The organism is Lentzea sp. HUAS TT2, from assembly GCF_051853195.1.
In the GTDB taxonomy this organism is placed as follows: Bacteria; Actinomycetota; Actinomycetes; order Mycobacteriales; family Pseudonocardiaceae; genus Lentzea.
On the sequence record NZ_CP196667.1, the window covers coordinates 9,338,476 to 9,361,942 of the forward strand.

Annotated in this window: 28 protein-coding genes; 13 read left to right on the forward strand and 15 right to left on the reverse strand. The window is 69.8% G+C overall.

Annotated features, from left to right (window positions below):
• Positions 1 to 137: 137 nt before the first annotated feature.
• The 5 genes from ACSHWB_RS44095 to ACSHWB_RS44115 all read right to left on the reverse strand — a co-directional run bounded on the left by ACSHWB_RS44095 (position 138) and on the right by ACSHWB_RS44115 (position 5,025).
• Positions 138 to 1,184 carry a chitinase gene (locus ACSHWB_RS44095; protein ID WP_439659296.1) on the reverse strand — a complete coding sequence of 349 codons (1,047 nt, stop codon included), beginning with the start codon at positions 1,182 to 1,184 and terminating at the stop codon, positions 138 to 140.
• Between the two features lie 72 nt (positions 1,185 to 1,256).
• On the reverse strand, positions 1,257 to 2,180 hold the full coding sequence (locus tag ACSHWB_RS44100; protein ID WP_439659297.1) for an NADP-dependent oxidoreductase: 924 nt from the start codon (positions 2,178 to 2,180) through the stop codon (positions 1,257 to 1,259).
• Positions 2,181 to 2,287: 107 nt separating this feature from the next.
• The gene (locus ACSHWB_RS44105) at positions 2,288 to 2,683 is read right to left on the reverse strand and encodes a MerR family transcriptional regulator (protein ID WP_439659298.1); all 396 of its coding nucleotides are present in this window, start codon (positions 2,681 to 2,683) and stop codon (positions 2,288 to 2,290) included.
• Between the two features lie 456 nt (positions 2,684 to 3,139).
• Positions 3,140 to 4,084, reverse strand: a complete 945-nt coding sequence (locus ACSHWB_RS44110; protein WP_439659299.1) for an SDR family NAD(P)-dependent oxidoreductase — start codon at positions 4,082 to 4,084, stop codon at positions 3,140 to 3,142.
• Complete coding sequence (locus ACSHWB_RS44115) at positions 4,081 to 5,025, reverse strand: SDR family NAD(P)-dependent oxidoreductase (RefSeq protein ID WP_439659300.1); 945 nt, start codon at positions 5,023 to 5,025, stop codon at positions 4,081 to 4,083. The genes ACSHWB_RS44110 and ACSHWB_RS44115 overlap by 4 nt, the downstream gene beginning before the upstream one ends.
• 112 nt (positions 5,026 to 5,137) lie before the next feature.
• On the opposite strand from ACSHWB_RS44115, the gene ACSHWB_RS44120 reads away from it, so the two are divergent.
• Entirely contained in the window at positions 5,138 to 5,689 is a 552-nt protein-coding gene (locus ACSHWB_RS44120) for a TetR/AcrR family transcriptional regulator (RefSeq protein ID WP_439659301.1), read from the forward strand.
• Here the strand turns inward: ACSHWB_RS44120 and ACSHWB_RS44125 are convergent.
• Positions 5,625 to 6,101, reverse strand: a complete 477-nt coding sequence (locus ACSHWB_RS44125) for a GbsR/MarR family transcriptional regulator (RefSeq protein ID WP_439659302.1) — start codon at positions 6,099 to 6,101, stop codon at positions 5,625 to 5,627. The genes ACSHWB_RS44120 and ACSHWB_RS44125 overlap by 65 nt on opposite strands.
• Before the next feature lie 59 nt (positions 6,102 to 6,160).
• Here ACSHWB_RS44125 and ACSHWB_RS44130 point away from each other — a divergent pair, with 59 nt between their 5' ends.
• The 3 genes from ACSHWB_RS44130 to ACSHWB_RS44140 are packed head-to-tail and all read left to right on the forward strand — an operon-like array spanning position 6,161 to position 9,323.
• A complete protein-coding gene (locus ACSHWB_RS44130; protein WP_439659303.1) occupies positions 6,161 to 6,679 on the forward strand; it encodes an FAD-dependent oxidoreductase in 519 nt (172 codons plus the stop codon).
• An 11-nt stretch (positions 6,680 to 6,690) separates the two neighbouring features.
• On the forward strand, positions 6,691 to 8,205 hold the full coding sequence (locus ACSHWB_RS44135; protein ID WP_439659304.1) for an alkaline phosphatase D family protein: 1,515 nt from the start codon (positions 6,691 to 6,693) through the stop codon (positions 8,203 to 8,205).
• Positions 8,202 to 9,323 (forward strand): hypothetical protein, encoded by a 1,122-nt coding sequence (locus ACSHWB_RS44140; protein ID WP_439659305.1) that lies wholly within the window; start codon positions 8,202 to 8,204, stop codon positions 9,321 to 9,323. The genes ACSHWB_RS44135 and ACSHWB_RS44140 overlap by 4 nt, the downstream gene beginning before the upstream one ends.
• 52 nt (positions 9,324 to 9,375) lie before the next feature.
• Here ACSHWB_RS44140 and ACSHWB_RS44145 read toward each other — a convergent pair whose 3' ends face one another.
• The gene (locus tag ACSHWB_RS44145) at positions 9,376 to 10,410 is read right to left on the reverse strand and encodes an aldo/keto reductase (RefSeq protein WP_439664776.1); all 1,035 of its coding nucleotides are present in this window, start codon (positions 10,408 to 10,410) and stop codon (positions 9,376 to 9,378) included.
• A gap of 61 nt (positions 10,411 to 10,471) precedes the next feature.
• Here ACSHWB_RS44145 and ACSHWB_RS44150 point away from each other — a divergent pair, with 61 nt between their 5' ends.
• Entirely contained in the window at positions 10,472 to 10,861 is a 390-nt protein-coding gene (locus ACSHWB_RS44150) for a MerR family transcriptional regulator (RefSeq protein ID WP_439659306.1), read from the forward strand.
• 10 nt (positions 10,862 to 10,871) lie between these two features.
• Positions 10,872 to 11,534, forward strand: coding sequence for an MOSC domain-containing protein (locus ACSHWB_RS44155; protein WP_439659307.1), 663 nt, complete (start codon positions 10,872 to 10,874; stop codon positions 11,532 to 11,534).
• Here ACSHWB_RS44155 and ACSHWB_RS44160 read toward each other — a convergent pair.
• From ACSHWB_RS44160 to ACSHWB_RS44170, 3 genes are read right to left on the reverse strand one after another with little or no spacing between them, the layout of a single operon-like run.
• Positions 11,531 to 11,935, reverse strand: a complete 405-nt coding sequence (locus tag ACSHWB_RS44160) for a protein-tyrosine phosphatase family protein (RefSeq protein ID WP_439659308.1) — start codon at positions 11,933 to 11,935, stop codon at positions 11,531 to 11,533. The two genes, ACSHWB_RS44155 and ACSHWB_RS44160, sit on opposite strands and share 4 nt — an antisense overlap.
• Positions 11,936 to 11,969: 34 nt before the next feature.
• Positions 11,970 to 12,359, reverse strand: coding sequence for a DUF1304 family protein (locus ACSHWB_RS44165; protein ID WP_439659309.1), 390 nt, complete (start codon positions 12,357 to 12,359; stop codon positions 11,970 to 11,972).
• Positions 12,356 to 12,745 (reverse strand): cupin domain-containing protein, encoded by a 390-nt coding sequence (locus ACSHWB_RS44170; protein ID WP_439659310.1) that lies wholly within the window; start codon positions 12,743 to 12,745, stop codon positions 12,356 to 12,358. Before ACSHWB_RS44170 ends, ACSHWB_RS44165 begins: the two co-directional genes overlap by 4 nt.
• Positions 12,746 to 12,833: 88 nt before the next feature.
• On the opposite strand from ACSHWB_RS44170, the gene ACSHWB_RS44175 reads away from it, so the two are divergent.
• Both ACSHWB_RS44175 and ACSHWB_RS44180 read left to right on the forward strand, forming a co-directional pair.
• Complete coding sequence (locus tag ACSHWB_RS44175; protein ID WP_439659311.1) at positions 12,834 to 13,829, forward strand: response regulator transcription factor; 996 nt, start codon at positions 12,834 to 12,836, stop codon at positions 13,827 to 13,829.
• Positions 13,830 to 13,894: 65 nt separating this feature from the next.
• The gene (locus tag ACSHWB_RS44180) at positions 13,895 to 15,229 is read left to right on the forward strand and encodes an FAD-dependent oxidoreductase (protein ID WP_439659312.1); all 1,335 of its coding nucleotides are present in this window, start codon (positions 13,895 to 13,897) and stop codon (positions 15,227 to 15,229) included.
• On the opposite strand, the gene ACSHWB_RS44185 is transcribed toward ACSHWB_RS44180, so the two are convergent.
• Together ACSHWB_RS44185 and ACSHWB_RS44190 are read right to left on the reverse strand one after the other, a co-directional pair.
• The gene (locus ACSHWB_RS44185) at positions 15,195 to 15,668 is read right to left on the reverse strand and encodes a hypothetical protein (RefSeq protein WP_439659313.1); all 474 of its coding nucleotides are present in this window, start codon (positions 15,666 to 15,668) and stop codon (positions 15,195 to 15,197) included. The two genes, ACSHWB_RS44180 and ACSHWB_RS44185, sit on opposite strands and share 35 nt — an antisense overlap.
• Before the next feature lie 55 nt (positions 15,669 to 15,723).
• The gene (locus ACSHWB_RS44190; protein ID WP_439659314.1) at positions 15,724 to 16,128 is read right to left on the reverse strand and encodes a VOC family protein; all 405 of its coding nucleotides are present in this window, start codon (positions 16,126 to 16,128) and stop codon (positions 15,724 to 15,726) included.
• Positions 16,129 to 16,236: 108 nt separating this feature from the next.
• Here ACSHWB_RS44190 and ACSHWB_RS44195 point away from each other — a divergent pair, with 108 nt between their 5' ends.
• Positions 16,237 to 17,202: a helix-turn-helix transcriptional regulator gene (locus ACSHWB_RS44195; RefSeq protein WP_439659315.1), complete on the forward strand. Its 966-nt coding sequence runs from the start codon at positions 16,237 to 16,239 to the stop codon at positions 17,200 to 17,202.
• Here ACSHWB_RS44195 and ACSHWB_RS44200 read toward each other — a convergent pair.
• Positions 17,156 to 17,821, reverse strand: coding sequence for a Clp protease N-terminal domain-containing protein (locus ACSHWB_RS44200; RefSeq protein ID WP_439659316.1), 666 nt, complete (start codon positions 17,819 to 17,821; stop codon positions 17,156 to 17,158). The genes ACSHWB_RS44195 and ACSHWB_RS44200 overlap by 47 nt on opposite strands.
• A 93-nt stretch (positions 17,822 to 17,914) precedes the next feature.
• On the opposite strand from ACSHWB_RS44200, the gene ACSHWB_RS44205 reads away from it, so the two are divergent.
• From ACSHWB_RS44205 to ACSHWB_RS44215, 3 genes are all read left to right on the forward strand, one after another.
• Entirely contained in the window at positions 17,915 to 19,714 is a 1,800-nt protein-coding gene (locus ACSHWB_RS44205; protein ID WP_439659317.1) for a serine/threonine-protein kinase, read from the forward strand.
• 7 nt (positions 19,715 to 19,721) lie between these two features.
• Positions 19,722 to 20,459, forward strand: a complete 738-nt coding sequence (locus tag ACSHWB_RS44210) for an SDR family NAD(P)-dependent oxidoreductase (protein WP_439659318.1) — start codon at positions 19,722 to 19,724, stop codon at positions 20,457 to 20,459.
• A 185-nt stretch (positions 20,460 to 20,644) separates the two neighbouring features.
• On the forward strand, positions 20,645 to 21,910 hold the full coding sequence (locus ACSHWB_RS44215; protein WP_439659319.1) for a glycosyl hydrolase family 18 protein: 1,266 nt from the start codon (positions 20,645 to 20,647) through the stop codon (positions 21,908 to 21,910).
• Here the strand turns inward: ACSHWB_RS44215 and ACSHWB_RS44220 are convergent.
• A complete protein-coding gene (locus tag ACSHWB_RS44220) occupies positions 21,803 to 22,210 on the reverse strand; it encodes a DMT family transporter (RefSeq protein WP_439659320.1) in 408 nt (135 codons plus the stop codon). The two genes, ACSHWB_RS44215 and ACSHWB_RS44220, sit on opposite strands and share 108 nt — an antisense overlap.
• Positions 22,210 to 22,524: a DMT family transporter gene (locus ACSHWB_RS44225; protein WP_439659321.1), complete on the reverse strand. Its 315-nt coding sequence runs from the start codon at positions 22,522 to 22,524 to the stop codon at positions 22,210 to 22,212. Before ACSHWB_RS44225 ends, ACSHWB_RS44220 begins: the two co-directional genes overlap by 1 nt.
• Before the next feature lie 51 nt (positions 22,525 to 22,575).
• On the opposite strand from ACSHWB_RS44225, the gene ACSHWB_RS44230 reads away from it, so the two are divergent.
• Complete coding sequence (locus ACSHWB_RS44230; RefSeq protein WP_439659322.1) at positions 22,576 to 23,466, forward strand: 5'-nucleotidase; 891 nt, start codon at positions 22,576 to 22,578, stop codon at positions 23,464 to 23,466.
• Position 23,467 lies beyond the last annotated feature (1 nt).

Below are 23,467 nucleotides of genomic sequence, written 5' to 3' on the forward strand. Positions count from 1 at the left end.
TTGCGGTACGCGGGGTCCCCGCGTGTGCTCTGACAGTACGAAAGGTCCCCGCGTGCGGTTACAGAGTTGAGCCGGGTGCGCTCAAGTCCGGGGCGGGGCGTAGCCCGTCGTGTCGGACAGGACTTCCGGTCAGGTGCTCAGCGGCCCTGCAGCGACTTCACCTTGTCCCCGAAGGTCCAGTTCTTCGAGCCGTCCCAGTTGATCGACCAGGTCATGAGGCCCTTGAGCTGGCCGCCGAAGCTGTTCCAGGCCTGACCCACCAGCGTGGGGTTCATGTACCCGCCGCCGGCACCGGGCTGTGCGGGCAGGCCGGGGACCTGCTTGTCGTAGGGCACCTTGATCGTGGTGCCCTGCACGACCAGTCCCTTGTCAAGGCACTGGGTCTGCGCCACGAAGCCCTGCACGGTCCCGGCCGAGTAGCTGTCGCCAGCACAGCCGTACATGGAACCGTTGTAGTACTGCATGTTCAGCCACCACAGGCGCCCGTTGTCCGCGTACTTCTTGATGATCGGCAGGTACGCGCCCCAGATCGAGCCGTACGCGACACTGCCGCCCGTCACGTACGCGATCTCCGGCGCCATGGTGAGCCCGAACCCGGCGGGCATGGCCGCCAGCACGCCGTCGATGATGCGGATCAGGTTGGCCTGCGACGCCGACAACGAGTTGATGTTGCCGCTGCCGATCAGCCCGGTCTCGATGTCGATGTCGATCCCGTCGAAGTTGTACTTCTTGAGGATCGGCACCACCGTCGCCACGAACCGGTTGGCCACGGCGGCCGAGCTCAGGTCGATGCCCGCCGCCGCGCCCCCGATCGACAGCAGGATCGTGGCCCCGGCCGCCTTCGCCGCGCACATCTCGGCGGGCGTGGCGACCTTCACCCCGGCGTCCATGCCGTCCTCCCACAGCACGGTGCCGTCGGAGCGGATCACGGGGAACGCCGCGTTGATCACGTTGTAGCCGTGCTGCTTGATGCGGCTGTCGGTGATCGGCGTCCAGCCGAACGGCGGGTGGACCCCGTTCGACGCGCCGTCCCAGTTCTCCCAGTACCCGTGCAGGACCTTGCCTGCCGGGCGGGGCTTCAACGCACAGGTGTCGGCCGCCTGGGCCGTGGACGGGACGAGCACGACGGTGCTCATGAGCAGAAGCAGGGCTGTCAGTGCCCTCAGCAACAAGCGGGCGGACATTCGCTCACCTTTCGCATGCAGGCGGCGACCCACAGTCATTGAAGCACGAAATGGTCCAGACCTCTACTCGGCTCAGGCCACCTTGATGACGACCTTGCCCGAGGCGTGCCCGTTCTCGACCGTGGCGAGGGCAGCCGCGGCATCGGCCAGCGAATGGACCGCGGTGACCACGGGCACGAGGACTCCGTCGAGAGCCAGCCGCGCCGACCGCTCCAGGTTCTCGCGGTCGAGGCGACGTTCGACAAAGCGCCCACCGATCTCGGCCACCGACATGTCCCCCACGGCGATGACGACGCGGGGTTCCTTGGCCAGCGGCGCAACCGTCCGCAACGAGGCGCCCCCGACCAGGTCGACGATCCCGTCAAAACCCTCCGGAACCAGCCCGCGCGCCACCGCGACCACGTCCTCGGCGGCGTAGTCGACGAACTTCACCCCGATGGCTTCGGCGGCCTCGCGCTTGGCGGCACTCCCGGTCCCGATCACCCGCAGCCCACGCTCGACGGCCAGCCGCGCGACGGCGAGCCCGACCCCGCCGCCGACCCCGTTGACCAGGATCGTGGCACCGCTCGGGAGGCCGAGCTGGTCGAGCGCGTCCACGGCGGTCGTCCCTGCCACCGGCAGCGTCGCCGCCACGGTCGCGGACAGGCCGTCCGGGATGCGCGCGGTGTTCGGCGCGGACAGCACCGTCGTCTCGGCGTAGGTGCCGCCACCGGTGAGCGCGAAGCCGAAGACCGCGTCGCCCACTTCCAGCCCGTCGACGTCCTCACCCAGCGCGAGAACGGTTCCCGCCGCCTCCATGCCCAGCACACGGGGGAACGGCCGCCCGCCGTCGAGCCCGGGAACCTGACCCGAGCGCAGGAGGTGGTCGAGGGGGTTCACGCCGGCGACGTCGACCCGGATCAGCACCTCGCCGCGACCGGGGACGGGATCGGGGCGATCGAAGAACTCCTGCACCTCGGGCCCGCCGTGCCTGCCGAAACCCAATGCTCGTCCCATTTTGCTGCCGCCTTCTGGATGACCGGCCCGGTGGTTCCGGGCCCTGTCACCACCTTCACCCCTGACATCGATGTAAAGGGCAAGCGGCTGAGGCGCGGGTCACAGCATCAGGCGGGCTGCGCCACCGGTTCTGCCATCGCGGACAGCTTCGCCCGATGGCGGGTGTTGATGGTCATCAGCACGTCGAGTGCGTCCCGTGCCTCCATCAGGTGCGCGATGTCGGCGTCGATCCGGTCGCGTTCGCGCATCATCGCCTCGTACGTCTCCTCGGCGACGCCCAGGTCGCCGGGGAGATCCACGCACGGCAGGACGGTCGCGATGACCCGGCTGGGCATGCCCGCGTCGAACAGCTGCCGGATCAGCGCCACGCGGCCCACCTCGGCGTCGGAGTAGTGCCGCTGCCCCGTGTCGGAGCGCTCGCTGGTCAACAGCCCTTGCTCTTCGTAGTACCGCAGGGAGCGCGGACTCACGCCCGTGCGCTTGGACAGCTCGCCGATCCGCATCCTTGAAATCTACTCCGAGGCGGGCGGCGGGGCAGTGGATCCGACCGTGTGACCGAGCACGCCGGACACGATGCGGGAACGCGAGTTGGTGTTGTGCTTGTGTTGCGTCCCAACGGGTTTGTTGGCGATGGGCTGATCCGGGCGGACGGAGGTGAGCGACACCCCGAAGTTCACAGGCGGCGGCGCCCCCGCCTACGACCCCAGGGACGAGCCGCCTCACAACTCACACCGCCACCTCGGCCGCGTTGCCCGACGGTTCCCCGCTGATGACGGGCTGACCAGATTGGCCGGAGTCCCGGCGGACGCACGCCGCCGACACGCGCCGGACCGCAGCGAAGCTCACCCACAGCCGAAGCGAGCGACGCCCGGAGTCGCAGGCAGCGGCGGCGCTCCCGCCTGCGGCTCCAGGGTCACGCCGCCACCTCGACCGCGCACCCCTGGAGTCCGGCTCAGACCTCAGGCCGCCTTCAGCGACCAGAGCGTCTCCTCCGACACCTTCCACAGCTGAGCCGCCGCCTCCGGGTCCTGCGCGTACGGTGCGACGCCACGCATGTGGCTGCCGCCCGTGACCGGCGCGGCCTCGTTGCAGTCCTCGAAGTACTTGCCGGACACGCCGTCCAGCAACGGGGTCGTGGCCACGACCAGGGTGGTGGCGGCGCCCTGCTCCGGGGTCTTCACGCGGCGGGTGGCCGCGGCTCCGCTCTGGCGGATGCGCTCTTGCAGTTCCTCCGGCGTGAGGTGGCGCTGGAGGTTCGTGGCGATGCTGCCGGGCATGAGGGCGTTCATCGTGATGCCCTCGGAGGCCCAGCGGGCGCCGGCCTCGACCCCGAAGAGGATGTTCGCGGTCTTGGACTGGCCGTAGGCCTGCCAGCGGTCGTACTCGCGGTGGGCGTAGTGGATGTCGTCGAAGACGACCTCGCTCATGAGGTGAGCGGACGAGCTGACGTTCACGACTCGGGCGCCTTCTGCTCGCAGCGAGTTGAAGAGGCCCTGGGTGAGGGTGAAGTGGCCGAAGTGGTTCGTGGCGAACTGGAGCTCCCAGCCCTCCGGCGTGCGGGTGAACGGGGTGGCCATGACGCCCGCGTTGTTCACCAGCAGGTGCAGCGGGCCGTCCCAGTTGCGGGCGAACGCCTTCACCGACTGCTGGGAGGCGAGGTCGAGGCGGGCCACGGAGATCTGCTTGTTGCCGGTCGACCTGCAGAGCGACGTGGCCACTCGCTGGCCCGCGTCGATGTCCCTGGCCGCGATTGTGACCTCGGCGCCGGCGGTGGCGAGTGCGCGCACCGTCTCCACGCCGATGCCCGAGGCGCCGCCGGTGACCACGGCGCGGCGGCCGGTCAGGTCGATGCCCTCTACGGCGTCAAGGGCGGTCGTGTCGAAACCGAATCCTGTGGTGATCATGCCTGCACCTTCAGCGTTTCCTCGGAGACCTTCCACAGCTGAGCGGCGGCCTCGGGGTCGACCGCGTAGGCGGCCACTCCGTTGGTCATGCCCTCGGTGTTGGGGACGGCCTCGTCGCAGTCTTCGAAGTAGAGGCCCGAGCGGCCCTCCACCAGCGGGGACACGGCGAGCACCAGCGTGGTGGCCGCGCCCTGTTCCGGGGTCTTGAGCCGCAGCGGGTTGTCGCCGCCGCGCAGCTTGATGCGCTCCTGCAGTTCTTCCTGGGAGATGTGGCGCTGCAGCGCCGTCAGGATGCCGCCCGGCATCAGGGCGTTCATCGTGATGCCCTCGGAGGCCCAGCGCCTGCCCGCCTCGACGCCGAACAGCACGTTCGCGGTCTTGGACTGGCCGTACGCCTTCCAGCGGTCGTACTCGCGGCGCTCGAAGTGGATGTCGTCGAACACCACCGGGCTCGACAGGTGGCCCGCCGAGCTGACGTTGACCACGCGGGCGCCCTCGGCACGCAGCGACTCGAACAGGCCGAGCGTCAGCGTGAAGTGGCCGAAGTGGTTCGTGGCGAACTGGAGCTCCCAGCCCTCCTGCGTGCGGGTCAGCGGCGAGGCCATGACACCCGCGTTGTTGATCAGCAGGTGCAGCGGGCCGTCCCACGCCGAGGCGAACGCCTTGACCGACTCCTGCGAGGTCAGCTCCAGCGGAGCGACCAGGACCCTGCTGTTGCCGGTCGACGCGGACACCTCGGCGGCGACCCTGCGGCCCGCCTCGACGTCGCGCGCCGCGATGGTGACCTCGGCGCCCGCGGCGGCCAGCGCCCGCACGGTCTCGACACCGATGCCCGACGCCCCACCGGTGACCACGGCGCGACGGCCCGAGAGGTCGACGCCCTCGACGACCTCGAGAGCGGTGCTCCCGAAGCCGAACGGGGTGGTGATGCGCTCACTCATCTGATTTCCCCAACCTTGTCGTACACTGAAACGGAGGTTCCTCCGGTTCGAGTTCCACAGTAAACGGAGGGTCCTCCGTTTTGCAAGTGACGTACCCCATGGGAGTGATGAAGTGCGTGCAGACGCGGTCCGGAACCGAGGGCTGCTGATCGAGGTGGCGCTCGACGCGTTCACCCACGAGAAGGACGTGACGCTCGGCGCCATCGCCAAGAAGGCGGGCGTGGGGATCGGCACGCTCTACCGCCACTTCCCCACCCGCGAGGCGTTGATCGAGGCGGTCTACCGCACGGAGCTCGAGAAGCTCTGCGACGCGGCGCCCGAGCTGAGCAGGACGCACGAGCCCGAGGCCGCGCTACGGGAGTGGATGGACCGCTTCATCGCCTACGCGGCGACGAAACGCGACCTCAAGGACGCGCTGCAGGCCGTGATCGCGCTGGGCCTCAACCCGTTCGAGCACAGCCGCGCGAAGATGACCGAGGCCGTGTCCAGCCTGCTCGCGCCCCTCAACGCGCAGACCGAACCCATGGACCTGATGGCGCTGCTGATCGGCGTCGCGCAGAACGGCGACCCGGCTCAGGCGAAGCGGATGCTGGACCTGATCATGAACGGGGTTCTGCACGACGCTGCTGCTCGAACCGCTCCACCAGCACCGGCGCCTCGTTGATCAGGAACGTGTAGAAGTCCCGCATGTACTCAAGCCGGTCGTGCGCGCGGCCGGGACCGACCGCGTCGACCCCCTTCTCCACGGCCTCCAGCACGTCGTTGACCACGGTGTGCTGCCGCGAGTACAGCGTCGTCCAGGCGTTGTCGCGCATCCGGAAGTGCTCACGCCGGCTGCCCGCGACGTAGATCCGCTCGATCAGGCCCATCTGCGCGACCATCTTGACCGCGCCGGACACCGATCCGGCGCTCACGCCCAGCTCCTGAGCCAGGTCTCCCGCGGTCAGCGTCTCCTCGTCGGTGAACAGGAACGCCGCGATCGCCCGCGCCCCCATCCGCTGCATCCCGGCGCCGACCAGCGAGAGCGCCAGCTGCTCCGCGGCCTCCCTGCGCGCTGTCTCGCCCGTCACAGTCATCCTGTCTTCAGAAATTTCTGAACGTTCGCTAGCCTCAATCCTAGGGGAAGGGGCTGGTCATGGCCACAGCACTCGTCGTGGGAGCCGGGATCTCCGGCCTCGCCACCGCGCTCAGACTCACCCGCAGCACCTGGGACGTCGTCGTGCTCGACCACGGCTCCCACCACGAACCGGTCGTGCTCACCGGCCCGGACCGCCACGCGGCCAAAAGGCTCGCGGCACTGCCCCATCCGCTGCACTACGAGACCCGCCGCAGCAGGGTCACCGCACTGCACCCCGACCGCTTCGGCGTCACGGTCGAGTTCAACGACCACGACGACGAGTGGTTCGACATCGTCGTGTGCGCGCACCCGTGCTGCGAGGCGGAGCGATTACCCGGCCTGTGCCTCGAGACCTGGTCCCGCGACCACGTCGCCCTGCTCTACCGCGCCGTCCGCGACACCGGCCTGCCGCTGTGCGCCGCCGAGCTGCTCGCCGACGCGTTCGACATCTACCACGACGACTACGCCGCTTTTGCTTGGTGGGAAACCACTCTGAAGCCGCACGCCGTTAGGCGGGCCTTTACCCGCGTTCGGTAAGCCTGCGGGTCATGACCACGTTACGGAGACGTACCTTCATCGTGGGCGGCCTCGCGGGAGCGAGCGCCGGGGTTCTCCTTCCCGCACTGGCCAACGCCATCGGCTATCCCTTCACCCTGGGCGTCGCGTCCGGCGAACCCGCGGCGGACGGGTTCGTGATCTGGACCCGGCTCGCCCCCAACCCGCTGAACGCCGACGGCCTCGGCGGCATGCCGAACACCAACACGGCCGTCGAATGGCAGGTCGCCACCGACGAGCGCTTCACCGCCATCGCCCAGACCGGCACGTTCACCACCACCCAGGCAGGCGCCCACGCCGTCCACGTCACCCTCACCGGCCTGGAGCCGGGACGCGAGTACTGGTACCGCTTCCGCACCAGTGGCCACATCTCCCCCGTCGGCCGCGCCCTCACCGCACCGGCCGTCGGCACGTCGCCCGCGCTGACGATGCTCTTCGCCTCGTGCGCGCACTACGAAGAGGGGTACTTCACGGGGTATCGCCGGATGGCCGAGGAGAACCCCGACCTGATCCTGCACCTCGGCGACTACATCTACGAGGGCGCCGCCACCACCACGAAGGTCCGCCAGTTCGCGCCCGCGAGCGAGATCAGCACGCTCGCGAACTACCGGGTCCGCCACGCCCAGTACAAGACCGACCCCGACCTGCAGGCCGCGCACGCCAGCGCACCGTGGCTGGTCGTCTGGGACGACCACGAGGTCGAGAACAACTACGCGAACCTCGTCCGCAACGACAGCAGCCCGGCCGGTGACTTCACGGCCCGCCGCGCGGCCGCCTACAAGGCGTACTACGAGCACATGCCGCTACGCAGCGCCCAGGCACCGAACGCGGCGAACATGTTGCTGCACCGCAGGGTCCGCTGGGGCAGCCTCGCCACGTTCCACATGCTCGACACCCGCCAGTACCGCAACGACCAGGCGTGCGGCGACGGCACGAAGGTCTGCCCCGCCGCCGACGACCCGGCCCGCACGCTCACCGGCACGTCGCAGGAGACGTGGCTGATCGACGGCCTGCGGCAGAAGCTCGGCACGTGGGACTTCCTGGGCCAGCAGGTGTTCTTCGCGCAACGCCTCGCCGCCGCGGACGGTTCCAAGAGCATGGACGCGTGGGACGGCTACACCGCCAACCGCACGCGTCTGCAGAACGCCTGGGACACCAACGGCAACAAGGGCACGGTCGTGCTCACCGGTGACGTGCACCGCAGCTGGGGCGCGAACATCATGCAGAACTACCAGTCGCAGAACCGGATCATCGGCACCGAGCTCGTCACGACCTCGATCACGTCCGGTGGTGACGGCAACGCGGCCGACAACAGCCTCAACCCGACGCTGAACCCGCACGTGAAGTACTTCAAGAACCTGCGCGGCTACGTGAAGACGCAGACCACCAGCACGGAGATGCGCGTCGACTACCGCGCCGTCGACAAGGTCACCGTGCGCGACTACCCGGTCAAGACCGTCGGCAGCTACGTCGTCGAGGCCACGAACCCCGGATTGCAGGCGCCGTGAAGACACTGCTGATCGCGAGCCTTCTGCTGGCACCCGCACCGATGACGTGGTCCACGGTCAACAGCGACTCGACCGGCGACCAGGACAACGCGGCCGTGAGCACCACCCGCAACGGCTACACGGCCGTCGTGTGGGAGGACGACCGCGACACCACCGCCCCCGAGGACCCGATCCACTCGGACGTCTGGATCCGCCTCTTCAAGGAGGGGACGGCGGTCTACGAGAAGAAGCTGAGCACCGGCGGCACCGGCAACTGGCGCCACTGGCAGCCCGACGTCTCGCTGCACGAGAACGGCAGCGCGGTCGTCGTGTGGTCGGAGGACCCGGACGGCAACGGCTACTACAACATCGCCGTCCGCTCCGTCAGCGCGACCGGGACCGTGTCGGGTTCCGGCACGGCCAACGCCAGCGCCGACGGCCAGCAGTACTTCCCCAGCGTGGCGGCGGATCCGGACGGCGCCGGCTTCGCGGTCACGTGGGAGGACAAGCAGGGCACGGCCGCGCCCACCGCGCGGGTGAGCATGTTCGCGTCCATCAGCTCCAAGACCTACGAGGCCCAGGTCAACAACGCCGGTGGCACCCACGCCAAGCCCCAGGTGGCGATGGGCGCCGCGGGCAACGCGATCGTGGTGTGGGAGGCGGACGCGAACGTCGCCCGCAAGATCGTCACCCCGTCCGGCGGCGTCAAGCAGGCGCAGACCACGACGGGGCAGGGCGCACGCCCCGCCGTGGCGGCGAACTTCAACGGCGACTTCGCGGTCGCCTGGGAGCAGTCCGGGGTCCGCGCGCAGTCGTTCACGGCGGCCGGGGTCTCCCGGGGCGCCGTCGCGCAGACCACCGGCACCGACCCGCAGATCGGCATCGACGACCAGCTCGGCGTCGCGGTGACCACGACGGAGGCGCAGGACGTCCACACCAGCGTCTACAACCCCGACGGCACCACCACGGGCCGTCCCGAACGGCAGCTCACGGTCTCGAACGCCACCGGCAGGCAGGACGAACCCGCCGTGGGCGTCGACCCGTGGGGCCGCGTCACCGTCGTCTACACCGACGACAACGACGGCAACGGGTACGACCAGATCTACCTGGGCACCGGCCTGAGCACCCAGCAGTGGTGAGCAGTGGCGTGGCTCGGAACGTTGCCGGTCGCCAACGAGCCGAGTCACACCACTAGCGCTGAGCGAGCGGCCTGCGTCGCTGGTGGAGATCCAGCAGCGACGCGGGCTTCCAGCCACCGGACACGTCGTAGGTGTCCACGCCGGGCGGCACGATCTCGTCGATCCGGTCCAGCACGTCGTCGGTCAGCACCAGCGAGGCGCCCTCCAGCAACGACTCCAGCTGCTCCATCGTGCGCGGACCGGTGATCGCCGAGGTCACCGCCGGATGCGTCGTCGCGAACGCGATGGCCAGCGCGGGCAGCGACACCCCCATCTCGTCGGCGAGCTTCGCGAACTGCTCCACGGCGTCGAACTTCGCCGCGTTGCCCGGCAGCGACTCGTCGAACCGCTCCGGGGTCAGCGTCGCCCGGAACGCCTCCGCCGACGCTCCCCGGCGGTGCTTGCCCGACAGGAACCCGCTGGCCAGTGGACTCCACACCAGCACACCCATCCCGAGCCGTTTCGCGGTCGGCAGCACCGACCGTTCGACCCCGCGCGCCAGCATCGAGTACGGCGGCTGCTCCGACCGGAACCGCATCAGCCCGCGGTTCATCGCCACGTGGTGCGCCTCGACGATCTCCTCGGCCGGGAACGTCGAGCACCCGAACGCCCGGATCTTCCCGGCCCGCACCAGATCCGTCAGCACCGACAGCGTTTCCTCGACGTCGGTCGTGTAGTCGGGCCGATGCACCTGGTAGAGGTCGATCCAGTCCGTGTCGAGCCGGCGCAGGCTGTCCTCGACGGCCTTCAGGACGTACCGGCGCGAGTTGCCGCTGCGGTTGCGGCCCTCCCCCAGCGGGAAGTGGACCTTGGTGGCCAGCACGACGTCGTCGCGGCGGCCCTTCAGAGCCTTTCCGACGATCTCCTCGGAGTCGCCCGCCGAGTACATGTCGGCGGTGTCGACGAAGTTGATGCCCGCGTCGAGGGCGCGGTGGATGATCCGCACGCCCTCTTCGTGGTCGTTGTTGGCCACGGAGCCGAACATCATGGCGCCGAGGCAGTGATGACTGACCTCGATGCCGGTTCCCCCGAGAACGCGATAGCGCATGTTCATGGCGAGAAACCTACGAACTAGAGCCGCCTCTAGGTCAAGAACCTAAACTCGGGGAATGGGGTTGAGCATCGGGCAGGTGTCCGAACGCACCGGACTCAGCGTGCACGCGCTGCGTTTCTACGAGAAGGAAGGGATCCTGGCGCACCAGGTCCACAGAGGACCGGGCGGACGCAGGATCTACACGCAGCAGGACGTCGACTGGCTGCGCATGTGCATCATGCTGCGCATGTCCGGGATGCCCGTGCCGGAGATCCGCCGCTACACCGACCTGGTCCGCCAGGGCGACGGCAACGAGCTGCAGCGCCTCGGCATCCTGCAGGAGCACCAGGAGCGCGTCCGCCAGCAGATGGTGCAGCTGCAGGAGTGCATGGACCTGATCACGCACAAGGTGGGCATCTACCAGGACTACGTCAATTCCATCGCCGCGAAGGCCGTCGGCCAATAGCCTGGGGATCATGCCCGTAGTGCTCTCGCTGAACGTCGCCCAGAAGACAGTCCCGGCCGACCACGCCCGCGCGGGCGCCACCGGCATCGACAAACGCCCGGTCGACGGACCGCTGCGGATCAGCCCGGCCGGCCCCAAGGGCACGGCGGGCAGCGGCGTCGAGGGTGACTCGATCGCCGACTGGTCCGCGCACGGCGGCGAGTACCAGGCCGTCTACGGCTACGCGCGCGAGGACCTCGACTGGTGGCAGTCCGAGCTGGACGTGCCGCTGCACAACGGGCAGTTCGGCGAGAACCTGACCACCCAGGGCATCGACCACACGACCGCGCTGGTCGGCGAGCAGTGGCGGATCGGCACGGCGTTGCTGGAGGTCAGCGGGCCGCGCATCCCCTGCCGCACGTTCGCCGAGTTCCTCGGGCAGCGGGGCTGGGTGAAGCGGTTCACCCAGCAGGGCCGCCCCGGCGCCTACTTCCGCGTGCTCGAGGCGGGACTGGCCGGGCCTGGCGACGAGATCACCGTCGTGCACCGGCCGGACCACGACGTCACGGTCGAACTGTACTTGCGCGCCGTCACCACGGAGTCCGCGCTGCTGCCCCGGTTGCTCGCGGCCGGCGACTCGGTGCCGCCGGAGGTCGTCGAGCTGGTGCACAAGCGTTCCGCGGTCGACCACTAAACGGGGAAGTTCCTCACCCAGCGCTTCTGCCACGGCGTCTCGACCGCACGCCGGTGGTAGTTCGCGCGCGTCCACGCCACGGCCTCGTCCGCCGGCACCCCCGCGAGGACGGCCAGGCACGAGATCACCGTGCCGGTCCTGCCGATGCCACCGCTGCACGCCACCTCGACCGGTTCGCCGGACAACGCCCTGGCGTGCAGGGTGCGGATCAGCGCGATCGCGGCGTCGTGGTCGCGGGGCAGGCGGAAGTCCGGCCAGTCGATCCAGTCGTGCGGCCACGGCACGTCGACGGGCTTGGGCTGCAGGTACACCCCGTAGTGGGGGTAGGGCTCCACGATCCTGCCGTCACGCAGGCCACGCCCGGTGATCACCGCCCCGTCGGGCAACTCGATTGTCTTCACGAACCGTTCCCCCCATTTTCGCGTCAGCGAAAGCCTAGGCGAACAGCAGCACGACCAGTGGCGGAATCCCCTCCGCCGCAACGCCTCCCCACGCCTGGTTGCGCGGACGGCTCAGCGAGAGCTGATCGGCCACGGCCAGCACCACGCTGCCCGCCACCATGAACCACGACACGTAGAAGATCAGCGTGCGCCCGACCAGCTCCTGCCCGCCGTGCAGCGCGAACAGCCCCACGATCAGGCCGCACGCCAGGAACAGGTTGTAGAACCCCACCCCGAACGCCCACAGCCGGATCGCCGGCACGTCCTCGGCGGGCTGCCGGAACATCGAGTGGTGCACGCGCCCGATCAGGAACGCCTCGCACACCCACACCACCACGTGCACCAGGGCCGCGACCGCCGCGGCGACCTGGGCCACGACGCTCACTGCGTCACCCCGAAGCGCGCCAACGCCTCCATGCCGTTCCCGGACAGGTCGCGGAAGAACGCACCCATCACCTCCCCGACGGCGAACGCCAGGAACTGCACCGACGGCGTGTGCACGGTGAACGTGTGCGAGGCGTTGGGCGGGATGGTGATCGCGTCGCCCGGCGACAGGTCGTACAACTCGCCGTCGAGGAACACGGCCATGCGTCCGTGCAGCACGTAGTAAGCCTTTGGCCAGGGCGTTCGGTGTGGTGGCGCGGCCTCTCCACGTGGCGCGTCCACCTCGAACAACTCGTAGGTGCCGCCCGTGTGCCTGCCGGAGATCCGGACGGTGATCGTCGCGTCGGGCACGGTGAGTACCTCGCCCTCGCCTGCGGTGGTCAGCATGCGAACAAGCCTTCGCGTGGGCGAAGAGCCGTGGTATCCCGGAAAACTGGGATCCCGCACCGCCGGAAGCGGGCGCATACTGCCTTCCATGTGGGAGGGTCGGGCGCTGAGCGTGCGACGCGACGTCACGGCACTGGCGGGCGCGGGGCTCGACGTCGCGCGGCTGCACGAGGCGGCCATCGCCCTCGTCGACCGGGTGGTCCCGTGCGACCTCGCCTGCTGGGCCTCGATGGACCCGGACTCCGGCGTGATCAGCACGATGACCAGCGGCGTCGACCGCATCCCCCAGCAGTACGAACCGGTGCTCGCGACCTGCGAGTACACGCCGGGCGAACCGCACACGTTCGCGTCGCTGGCGCAGCGCGGAGACACCGTGGCGAGGCTCGAGGACAAGCGGTCCACGCGGCTCAACGAGGTCTGGCGGCCGCTCGGTCTGAGCCACGAGCTGCGGTCGCTGTTCCGGGCCGACGACACCTGCTGGGGCGGTGCGGGAATGGTGCGCACCGGCGAGTTCAGCGAACGCGAGCTGGAGTTCATGACCTCGGTGGCACCCGCCCTGGGGGCCGCTACCCGAGTCGCCGCGCGCACCGCGGCCCGACGCGGCGGCACGCCCGCCATCGTCGTGGTCGCCCGCGACGGCACGATCCGGGCCTCGACGGCGGCCACCGCGCGGTGGCGCGAAGAGTTGGAGGACGTCGCACCGGGCCGGTTCGCGGTGATGCTGCGGGCTGCGGCGGCCGGAGCGCGGTCCGGGGCGTTCACCGCGAGGGTCCGCGACGCGCACGGCGGCTGGATCCTGCTCGAGGCGAGCGAGCTCGTGAGCGACGAGGCGGGGGACGGCGGTGAGGCGGCCGTGACGATCAGCCGCGCGTCGGGCGCGGACCTGCTGGGACTGCTGCTCAAGGCGCACGGCGTGACCAGCCGCGAGGAGGACGTCTGCCACGAGGTGCTCGCCGGGCAGCCGACCTCGGGCATCGCGGCGCGGCTGGACATCTCGCCCTACACCGTGCAGGACCACCTCAAGTCGCTCTTCGCCAAGTTCGGCGTGCGCAGCCGGGCGGAACTGGTCGCGAGGCTGTCTTGACGGGTGGCGAAACACAGGACTTGCGGCGGATCCGCCGCAGGGGCCGTTCTGCCAGCATGGCCGCCATGTACTCTGACCGTGCCCTCGTCATCGGCGCCGGCTTCGCGGGTCTGCTGGCGGCGAGGGTGCTGGCCGAGTCGTACGGCGACGTCGTGCTGGTCGAACGGGACGCGATCTCCCCCGACACCGGCTACCGCGCGGGCACCCCGCAGGCCTGTCACCCGCACGCGCTGCTGGCACGCGGGGCGGAGGCGCTGGAGACGCTCTTCCCGAGGCTCGGCGAGGAGATGGAGGACGCCGGCGCGGTCCGCGCGGACCTCGGCAGCGACTTCCTGATCCGCGGCCCGTCCGGCTGGGCGCCGCGCGACTACCTGGGCCTCAGCGTGCTCTCGATGACGCGGGTGATGATCGAGCGGATCATCCGCGGCCGCGTGCTGAGACTCCCGAACGTGTCCCTTGTGGACTGTGTGGCCGTCGACGGCCTGCTGCACGACCGCGGCACGGTCACCGGGGTGCACGGCCGGCGCGGCGACCGGCCGTTCGCCGACTACGCCGACCTCGTGGTCGACGCCTCCGGTCGCGACAGCAAGCTCGTGTCGTGGCTCGCGGAGTTCGGCGTGCACTGCCCGGCGCCGATGATCGTCAACGGCCACGTCACCTTCACCTCGCGCCTCTACGAGGTGAACCGCGACCTGAAGCTCGACTGGAAGACCGCCTTCGAGATCACCCACGCCCCCGACGCCCGCCGCGGCGGCTCGGTGTCCACTGTGGACGGCGACCAGTGGTTCCTGACGCTGTTCGGCGCGGACGGCGACGCCGCCCCGACCGACGACGACGGCTTCCTCGACTACGCCACGACCCTGCACTGCCAGGACATCGCCGAGATCATCAAAACGGCCACCCCGGTGTCGAAGATCTACCAGGCCGGCAACCTGCGCAGCCGGTGGAACCGCTTCCACCAGGTGCCGAACTGGCCGCGCGGCCTGCTCGCGCTCGGCGACTCCGTGATGTCGCTCAACCCCGTGCACGGCCAGGGCCTGACGCTCGCCGCCCTGAACTGCACGACCCTGCGGACCCTGTTGCAGGAGCACGACCTGTCAAGTGAACCGCTGGTGTTCCAGCGCGCGATCGCCAGGACCGCCAAGATCCCGTGGACGTCCGCGACGACCTCCGACCTCGGCTGGAGCGCCAGGAAACTCCCGCTGGGCACCCGGTTGCTGCGCTGGTACACCGGCCGCGCGTTCGAGGGCGTGCCCGGCAACCGGCGGGTCTACCACGCGTTCATCCGCGTCTCGCAGATGCTCGACCACCCGGCCGCGCTGTTCCGGCCAGCCGTGTTGTTCCGCGTACTGCTGGGAAGAACGCTCAGCGGACGGCGCCCTCGGGCCACAGAACGGTGACCGGCACACCCTTCGACCGCGCGTAGGCCACCACGTCGGCCGTGCCGCCGGGTCCGCGTCCCGGGAGCCCGTCCCACACGGCGAGCAGCGCGTCGGACTCGTCGACCATCCGCTTGCCCGCCTCCATGTAGGCGTGCGGGTCCGGCGTGACGAACTCGAGCTGCACGATCTTGGCCGCCCGCGCGAGCAACCCGTCGTAGACCGGCCGGTAGTCCTCGGGCAACGTCTCGCGGTACCTCGACGCGGGCAGCACGGCGACGAGCGTCCCGCCCGCGTCCAGCACGGCCTGCGCGAACACCGCGTCGGCGCCGTCCGCGACGCACGACACGCCCACCACGTCACCGTCGCGCGTCACCTCGGCGCGGATCATCCGGTCGACCTCCGCCTCCAGTTCGGCGGAGAGCCCGCGATGTCCGGTGATGGCGAGCCGCGTCGTCATCCCGGCAGGATATGCGGCAGGAGCGGGCCTCCTGCCGCATCCGCGGAAAACGCTCTCAGCCGCGCCGGTTCTGCTCGGCGATCGACAGGTAGTGCGTGTTCGTCATGACGCCGAGGATGTTGCCGAACGGGTCGACCACGGACGCCGTCACGAACCCCGGGCCCCGCACCTGCGGTTCGTCGTGGACCTTGGCGCCCAGTTCCTGCAGCCGCGCGAACGTCGCGTCGAGGTCGTCGACCGCCCAGTAGAGGATCTCCCCCGCCGGCCCGTCGGACGGCGTCACCTCGAACCGGCGGCTCACGATGCCGAGCTCGGCCTGGTAGTCGCCGATGCGGAACTCGACGTAGGCGAGCACACCGTCCGGGGTGCTCCGCTCGAAGTACGCGTCGACCCCGAGGAACTGCGCGTACCAGTCGCGGGCCTCGATCAGGTCGTCGGCGAAGTAGGACACGGTCGACATTCCTCGCAACACAACTGCCTCCAGGAGATCTTCGTTCTCTGTGTGTGAGTCCAAGCCTCCGCCGTAAAGTGCTCATCAAATGAGCACTTTTAGCGAGAACCTGGAGACATGCGCGCAGACCGTCTAGTCGCCACGTTGTTGCTGATGCAGGCTCGCGGCCGGGTGACAGCCGCCGAGCTGGCCAGGGAGCTGGAGGTCTCCAACGCGACCGCCCGGCGGGACCTCGAGGCGCTGTCCGCGGCGGGGGTACCCGTGTACCCCCAGCCGGGACGAGGTGGGGGCTGGTCGCTGGTCGGCGGTGCCCGCACCGACCTGAGCGGCCTGTCCTCCGCGGAGGCCCAGGCGTTGTTCCTGGTCGCCGGGCCGGCCGCCTCGGTGGCCCCGCAGATCAAGTCGGCGTTGCGCAAGCTCGTCCGCGCGCTGCCGCAGACCTTCCGCGCCGAGGCGGAGGCCGCCGCCGAGGCGACCATCGTCGACCCCGCGGGGTGGGGCGAGGTCACCTTGGACAGGCCCGGCCTGGTCAGCGCGTTGCAGCAGGCCGTGGTCAAGCAGGTGCAGGTCCGGCTGACCTACAGGAAACGCGGCGAGGAGCCCCGGGAACGCGTCGTCGACCCGTGGGGACTCGTGGACAAGGACGGCCTCTGGTACTTCATCGCCGGCACCAATGAGGGCCGGCGGACGTTCCGGCTCGACCGGGTCACCGCCGTCGCCTTCACCGACACCCCGGCCTCCCGGCCCGCCGACTTCGAACTGGCCGGCGCCTGGGGCGAGGTCGTCACCGCCGTCGAGGAGAAGCGCTCGGAGACGTCGGCGTCCGTGCTGGTGCCCACGAGGTTCCTGAAGGTCTTCCAGCACCAGCACGGCCGCCACTGCACGGTCGTGGAGGACCGGGGCGAGTACACGCGGGTGGAGCTGACGGCGCCGCGGCCGCTCGACATCGCCCGCAACGTCGCCGGGTGGGGCGGCCTGATCACCGTCGAGTCGCCGGAGGTGGCCGAGCACCTGGCGCGCATCGGCGCGGAGCTCGTCAGCCGATACCCGCGTGCTGCTCCAGGCGGGCCAGCCGGGTCATGATCATCTCCAGGACCTTCGCCGCGTCCGGGGCCGCCTGCTGCTGCTTCTTGAGGTGGACGATGCCCGCGAGCGCCGTCTGGACCGCCCGCCGCGCGCCCTTGATGTCAACCCCCAGCTCGCGCAGCTCCTCGCCGCCCCTGCCGTCCGGTTCGGCGACGATGCCGAGCAGCAGGTGCTCGCAGCCCACGTAGTTGTGCCCGAGCGCGATGGACTCGACGACGGCGAGCTCCAGGGCGGCGGCGCCGTCGGCGGAGAACCCCGGTTTCCCGCCGTTGTCCGCGGGAATCCACGAAGGCAGGCCGCGCGGTTCGACGTCCAGTGCGCGGAGCACGTCCAACGCCAGGTTCTCGCCCTCTTTGACGATGCCGTTCAGGAGGTGGGCCGTGCCGAGCTCGGCGCCCTGCGCGCTCTCGGCGGCGATCTGGAGCGCCTTCCAGGCTCGGTCGGTGAGATGGGGTGGTTTCTCCCGCCGGAGGTCCTCGATGCCGAACGCCCTGATCGCGACGATCCGTTTGACCGAGCCTTCGAGCGCCCGCTGACAGATGGCGGAGACGGGAATGTTCATGTCCTTCACGGACTCGGCCAGCTCGTCGGGGAGGTACACGTTGATTTTCGGCATAACCCCATATATACCCCTAAGTGGGGTTATGGTCAACGACGAACGCGGGAGCCGTCACACTTGTGAGTGATAAGAGGGGATGGGTGCACCCGCGTGGAGGAGAGCAGCAGGCTCATTGGGAGCCGCTACCAGTTGAAGCAGAAGGTCGGCCAGGGCGCGATGGGAGTCGTCTGGCAGGCCTACGACGAGCAACTTCATCGCGTGGTCGCGGCCAAGGAGCTGCTCGCGCTGGACGGCCTCGACGACGCCAGGGTGGACCGCGCGAAGGCCAGGGCCATGCGCGAGGCCCGGCTCGCCGCCCGCCTGGAGCACCCGAACGCCATCCGCGTCTACGACGTCGTGGAGGAGGACGGCCGCCCCTGGCTGATCATGGAGTACCTCCCCTCCCGCAGCCTCGCCGCCGTCATCGCCGAACAGGGCACGCTGCCACCCCGTGAGGTGGCGCGCATCGGCTGCTACACCGCCGCAGCACTGGCCGCCGCGCACCGCCACGGCATCCAGCACCGCGACGTGAAGCCCGGCAACGTCCTGATCGGCGACCAGGAAGTCAAGATCACCGACTTCGGCATCTCCCGCGCCACCGACGACGGCACCGCCACCGCGACCGGCACCGTCGGCACGCCCGCCTTCTTCTCCCCCGAGGTGGCGCGCGGCGAGGACGCCGGTCTCCCCTCCGACGTCTTCTCGCTCGGCGCCACGCTCTACAACGCCGTCGAGGGCGGCCCGCCGTTCGGCACCGCCGAGAACCACCTCGTGATGCTGCACCGCGTCGCCGGCGGCTCGATCATGCCTCCGGCCAACGCGGGTCCCCTGCTGTCCCCCGTGCTGTTCCGCCTGCTCGCGACCGATCCCGAACGCCGTCCGAGCATGCAGGAGGCCGTCCACCTGCTGGCCGCCGTCGTGAACGAGACGCCGCAGGTGTCCGAGGCGACCGTGATCATCCCGGCGACGGTCAAGCTGCCGGTGGAGGCCCAGCCGGAGGAGAAGGCGAAGCAGGAGGCCGCCGCAGCCGCGGCCGGTCTGATCGCGGGCGCGGCTGCCGTTGAGGCGGCCGGTCTGACCGCACCGCCCAAGGCAGAGCCCCAGGCAGAGCCCGAACCCGAGCCCGAGCCGACGCCGGAACCTGAGGCGACGACACCGGTGGCCGAGGTGGCGGCGCCGGTAGAGGCACCTGCTCCCGTGGAGCAGCAGGCGCCGGTGGCGGCTCCGATCGCGACCCCGCCACCGGTGGTCCGCGAGACCGTCGCGCAGCCGCCCACGCCGGTGCTCCCCGCTAGCCCCCCACCCGCGCCCCCGGCGGAACCCGACGAGAACCGCCGCAAGTTCCCGCTGGTCCCCATCCTGATCGTCCTGCTCGTGATCGCCGTCGGCGTCGGCTCGTTCCTGCTGTGGCCCAAGGTCGGCAACCAGAACAACGCAAATTCGCCGACCAACAGCCAGACCGATCCCGCCTCCCAGACGAACCAGCAGACGACGAGCCAGACCCAGCCGCAGCAGCCGCCCGCGGACAGCCAGACGCAGCCCCCGCCCGGCACCCAGACGAACCCTCCGGCGAACACGCCGAGCCAGGGTCAGCCGGAGCCGCCCGCCGGGCCGAAGAACGCCACGGAGGCGATCGCCGCCTACTACGCGCTCATCCCCGGCGACCTGCAGACCGGCTGGTCCCTGCTCACCGAGAGCTTCAAGGCCGGGCGGAACCTGAACTACGACGGCTACCAGTCGTTCTGGCGTCAGTACACCTCGGTGCAGCTGTCGAACTTCGTGCCGCAGGGCGACAACGCCGTGACCGTGACGCTGCAGTACATGCAGGGTGCGAACGTCGCCATGACCGAGACGCCGACCTTCACGTTCGTGCAGCAGAACGGCAAGTGGCTGATCAACAGCCAGGGATGATGGCCGTATGACTCGACGCGCACTCGTCACCGGAGCATCCCGCGGCATCGGCGCCGCCATCGCGTTCGCCCTCGCGGAAGGCGGCCACCAGGTCGCCGTCCACTACCGCTCCGGCGCCGACGAGGCGCAGGCCGTCGCCCAGGGCCTTCCCGGCGACGGCCACGTCACCGTCCAGGGCGACCTCGGGGCGAACCAGGCAGGTCAGGTGGTGGCCGAGACCGTCGAGAAGCTCGGCGGCCTCGACGTCCTCGTGAACAACGCGGGCGTCTACTTCCTGCACCCCATCGCCACGACCAGCTTCGAGGAGTGGCAGGACGCCTGGCGCCGCACGATCGAGCTCAACCTGTACGGTCCCGCCGACCTCGCCTGGCACGCGGTGCGGCACATGACCACCGGCGGCCGCATCATCAACGTCGGCTCGCGGGGCGCCTACCGGGGTGAGCCCGACGCCCCCGCGTACGGCGCGGCGAAGGCCGGCCTGCACGCGATGACCCAGTCGCTCGCGCAGTCCCTGGCGCCGCAGGGCATCGCGGTCGCCGGTGTCGCACCGGGCTTCGTGCGGACCGACATGGTCACCGGCCTGCTCGCCGGCGAGGCGGGCGACGCGATCAAGGCGCAGAGCCCGTTCGGCCGCGTCGCCGAACCCGAGGAGGTCGCCGCGGCGGTCGCGTGGCTGACCACGGAGAACGCGCTGTGGGCCAGCGGCACGATCATCGACGTGAACGGCGCCTCCCACCTGCGCTGACTTCCCCGCGGTGGGACCGGAACCAGTTCCGGTCCCCAGTCGATCTTCCAGCAACCGGTCTAGACCACTAACGTCGCGGTGGGCGCTCGACGAAGTGGAAGGCCTCCCCTGCAATGCGTTCATTCCGTTCACGCCTCGGTGCAGCCGGCCTCGCGCTGGCCGCCGCCGCGGCGACAGTGACAGTCATGGCGCCTGCCGCGCAGGCCGCCTATCCCGCCGGGTTCAAGAGCGTCGGCTACATGCCGTCGTGGTCCGGCAGTGTCAGCTCGATCCAGTACAGCAAGCTCACGCACATCAACTACTCGTTCGTCCTGCCGAACTCGAACGGCACGCTCCAGGGCGTGCCGGACCCCGGCAAGCTGCAGCAGCTGGTGAGCCTCGGCCACCAGAACGGCGTCAAGGTCTCGATCGCGGTCGGTGGCTGGAACGACGGCAACGACGACAACTTCGAGATCCTGGCCGCCAGCGCGAACGGTCGCACGACGTTCGTCAACGCGCTGATCAACCTGGTCAACCAGTACAACCTCGACGGTGTCGACATCGACTGGGAGTACCCGGACCCAGGCGCCGAGGGCAACAACTACACCTCGCTGATGACGCAGCTGGGCAACGAGCTGCACAGCCGCGGCAAGCTGCTCACGGCCGCGGTCGTGAGCGAGGGTGGCACGGCGAACGGCGTGCAGCCCGCGGTGTTCGGCGTCGTCGACTGGCTGAACATCATGGCCTACGACGGTGGCAGCCCGCACGCGAACTACGACTGGTCGATCGCTTCGGTCAACTTCTGGAAGAACCGCGGACTGCCGGCGAGCAAGGCCGTCCTCGGTGTGCCGTTCTACAGCCGGCCGACCTACATCTCCTACCGCGACCTGGTCGCGCAGGACCCGGCCAACGCCAACCGCGACAGCTACAACGGCAACCAGTACAACGGCATCCCCACGATCAAGCGCAAGACGACGTGGGCGCTGTCGAACGCGGGCGGCATCATGAACTGGGAGCTCTCCCAGGACACGACCGGCAGCACCAGCCTGCTCAACGCCATCTGGGAGACCGCAGGCAACGGCAACCCCCAGCCTCCGACCGGCGGCACCATCACCGGTTTCGGCGGCAAGTGCGTCGACGTGGCCGCGGCGAGCTCCGCCAACGGCACCGCAGTGCAGCTCTACGCGTGCAACGGCACCAACGCCCAGCAGTGGTCTCGCAACGGAAACACGTTGCGCGCCTTGGGCAAGTGCCTCGACGCGTCGGGCACCGCCAACGGCGCGGTGACCCAGCTCTGGGACTGCACGGGTGCGGGCAACCAGCAGTGGACCGCCGAGTCCAACGGCCAGCTGCGCAACACGGCGTCAGGAAGGTGTCTCGACGCCACCGGCAACAGCTCCGCCGACGGCACCAGGCTCCAGCTCTGGGACTGCGCCGCCACCGCCAACCAGCGGTGGACCATCAACGCCTGAGGATCCTGACTTCAGGAACTTCAGTCCGATGACGCAGGCGATGATCCCGGTGAGGAACACGATCTTCCACACGGAGACCGGCTCCTCACCGGTGATCATCGCCCACGTCACGGTCAGGGCAGCACCGATGCCGACCCACACGGCGTACGCGGTCCCGACCGGAATGCGTTTCATGCCAACGGAAAGCCCGATCATGCTCAGCGTCGCGGCGACCAGGAAGAGCACGTAGGCCCCCTGGGACAACGCCGTCGCCCACACCGCTTCGAGCACGGCACTCACCAGCAACACGGCCCAGTACATCAGCTCACCACCTTCAGGCCCGCGACGCAGCCGATCAACGCGACGAGCAGCAACGCCCTGGCCACCCCGAGCTTCTCCTCACCGCGCAGCACCGCGACGAGCACCGTGAGCACGGCCCCCACGCCGACCCACACCGCGTACGCCGTGCCGACCGGGATCCCCCGCATCGCGAACGCGAGCCCGACGAGGCTCAGCGTCATCGTCACGGCCCACACCACCACCGGCCACGGCCGCCGGAACCCGTTCGACGCGGCGAGCGCCGTGGCCCACACCGCCTCCAGCACCCCGGAGGCCACGAGCACAACCCAGTACATTGGTACGACCGTACCAGAAAAGCGCGGACCAGGCGGCTACGATCACGTGATGTGGCACCCAGCCTGGAGAACCTGCTGGTAGTAGGCATCGCGTCGAGCGCTCTGTTCGACCTGTCCTCCTCCGACGCGGTGTTCGAGGCCGAGGGTGAACACGCCTACCGCGCCTACCAGGAGGCGCACCTCTCCGAACCGTTCGCGGCCGGCGTCGCGTTCCCGTTCATCCGCAGACTCCTCCAGCTCAACACGCTGGGCCCGCTCGTCGAGGTGATCGTGCTGTCGCGCAATTCCCCCGACACGGGCCTGCGCATCTTGAGGTCGGCGGCCCACCACGGCCTCACGATCACCCGCGCGATCTTCACCGAGGGCCGCGCACCGCACGAGTTCATGCCGGCGCTGAACATGTCGTTGTTCCTGTCCGCCAACGAATCCGACGTCCGCAAAGCGACTTTTGCCGGCCTCCCGGCGGGCCAGGTGCTCAAGTCGTCGTTCCAGGACGACGACGACCCGGCGCTGCGCATCGCGTTCGACTTCGACGGCGTCCTGGCCGACGACGCGGCCGAGCGGGTCTACCAGAGCGGCGGGCTCGACCAGTTCCAGCAGCACGAGGCCACGAACGTCGTCACGCCACTGGATCCCGGTCCGCTGAGGAACTTCCTCGCGGGCATCAACCGGATCCAGCGGCAGGCGGAGGACCGCATCCGGGTGTCGGTCGTGACCGCCCGGTCGGCTCCGGCGCACGAGCGGGCGATCAACAGCCTCAAGGCGTGGGGGCTGACGGTGAACGACGCGTTCTTCTTGGGAGGGTTGAGGAAGGCGCCGATCCTGGACGTGCTCAAGCCGCACATCTTCTTCGACGACCAGCGCGGGCACCTGGTCCAGACGGTGCCGTGCGTGCACATCCCGTTCGGGGTGACGAACGAGAAGAGCCCGGCCACCGAGTGAC

Bases quoted from the DNA above. Each gene is read 5' to 3' on its own strand.
- ACSHWB_RS44170 (WP_439659310.1), bottom strand. From the start codon at position 12,745: ATGCTGACCACCGCAGGCGAGGGCGAGGTACTCACCGTGCCCGACGCG.
- ACSHWB_RS44180 (WP_439659312.1), top strand. From the start codon at position 13,895: ATGTACTCTGACCGTGCCCTCGTCATCGGCGCCGGCTTCGCGGGTCTG.
- ACSHWB_RS44215 (WP_439659319.1), top strand. From the start codon at position 20,645: ATGGCGCCTGCCGCGCAGGCCGCCTATCCCGCCGGGTTCAAGAGCGTC.
- ACSHWB_RS44155 (WP_439659307.1), top strand. From the start codon at position 10,872: ATGCCCGTAGTGCTCTCGCTGAACGTCGCCCAGAAGACAGTCCCGGCC.
- ACSHWB_RS44210 (WP_439659318.1), top strand. From the start codon at position 19,722: ATGACTCGACGCGCACTCGTCACCGGAGCATCCCGCGGCATCGGCGCC.
- ACSHWB_RS44125 (WP_439659302.1), bottom strand. From the start codon at position 6,101: ATGACTGTGACGGGCGAGACAGCGCGCAGGGAGGCCGCGGAGCAGCTG.
- ACSHWB_RS44105 (WP_439659298.1), bottom strand. From the start codon at position 2,683: ATGCGGATCGGCGAGCTGTCCAAGCGCACGGGCGTGAGTCCGCGCTCC.
- ACSHWB_RS44115 (WP_439659300.1), bottom strand. From the start codon at position 5,025: ATGAGTGAGCGCATCACCACCCCGTTCGGCTTCGGGAGCACCGCTCTC.
- ACSHWB_RS44185 (WP_439659313.1), bottom strand. From the start codon at position 15,668: ATGACGACGCGGCTCGCCATCACCGGACATCGCGGGCTCTCCGCCGAA.
- ACSHWB_RS44095 (WP_439659296.1), bottom strand. From the start codon at position 1,184: ATGTCCGCCCGCTTGTTGCTGAGGGCACTGACAGCCCTGCTTCTGCTC.
- ACSHWB_RS44130 (WP_439659303.1), top strand. From the start codon at position 6,161: ATGGCCACAGCACTCGTCGTGGGAGCCGGGATCTCCGGCCTCGCCACC.
- ACSHWB_RS44150 (WP_439659306.1), top strand. From the start codon at position 10,472: ATGGGGTTGAGCATCGGGCAGGTGTCCGAACGCACCGGACTCAGCGTG.
- ACSHWB_RS44110 (WP_439659299.1), bottom strand. From the start codon at position 4,084: ATGATCACCACAGGATTCGGTTTCGACACGACCGCCCTTGACGCCGTA.
- ACSHWB_RS44195 (WP_439659315.1), top strand. From the start codon at position 16,237: ATGCGCGCAGACCGTCTAGTCGCCACGTTGTTGCTGATGCAGGCTCGC.
- ACSHWB_RS44190 (WP_439659314.1), bottom strand. From the start codon at position 16,128: ATGTCGACCGTGTCCTACTTCGCCGACGACCTGATCGAGGCCCGCGAC.
- ACSHWB_RS44220 (WP_439659320.1), bottom strand. From the start codon at position 22,210: ATGTACTGGGCCGTGTTGCTGGTGAGTGCCGTGCTCGAAGCGGTGTGG.
- ACSHWB_RS44175 (WP_439659311.1), top strand. From the start codon at position 12,834: ATGTGGGAGGGTCGGGCGCTGAGCGTGCGACGCGACGTCACGGCACTG.
- ACSHWB_RS44100 (WP_439659297.1), bottom strand. From the start codon at position 2,180: ATGGGACGAGCATTGGGTTTCGGCAGGCACGGCGGGCCCGAGGTGCAG.
- ACSHWB_RS44145 (WP_439664776.1), bottom strand. From the start codon at position 10,410: ATGCGCTATCGCGTTCTCGGGGGAACCGGCATCGAGGTCAGTCATCAC.
- ACSHWB_RS44225 (WP_439659321.1), bottom strand. From the start codon at position 22,524: ATGTACTGGGTTGTGCTCGTGGCCTCCGGGGTGCTGGAGGCGGTGTGG.
- ACSHWB_RS44135 (WP_439659304.1), top strand. From the start codon at position 6,691: ATGACCACGTTACGGAGACGTACCTTCATCGTGGGCGGCCTCGCGGGA.
- ACSHWB_RS44200 (WP_439659316.1), bottom strand. From the start codon at position 17,821: ATGCCGAAAATCAACGTGTACCTCCCCGACGAGCTGGCCGAGTCCGTG.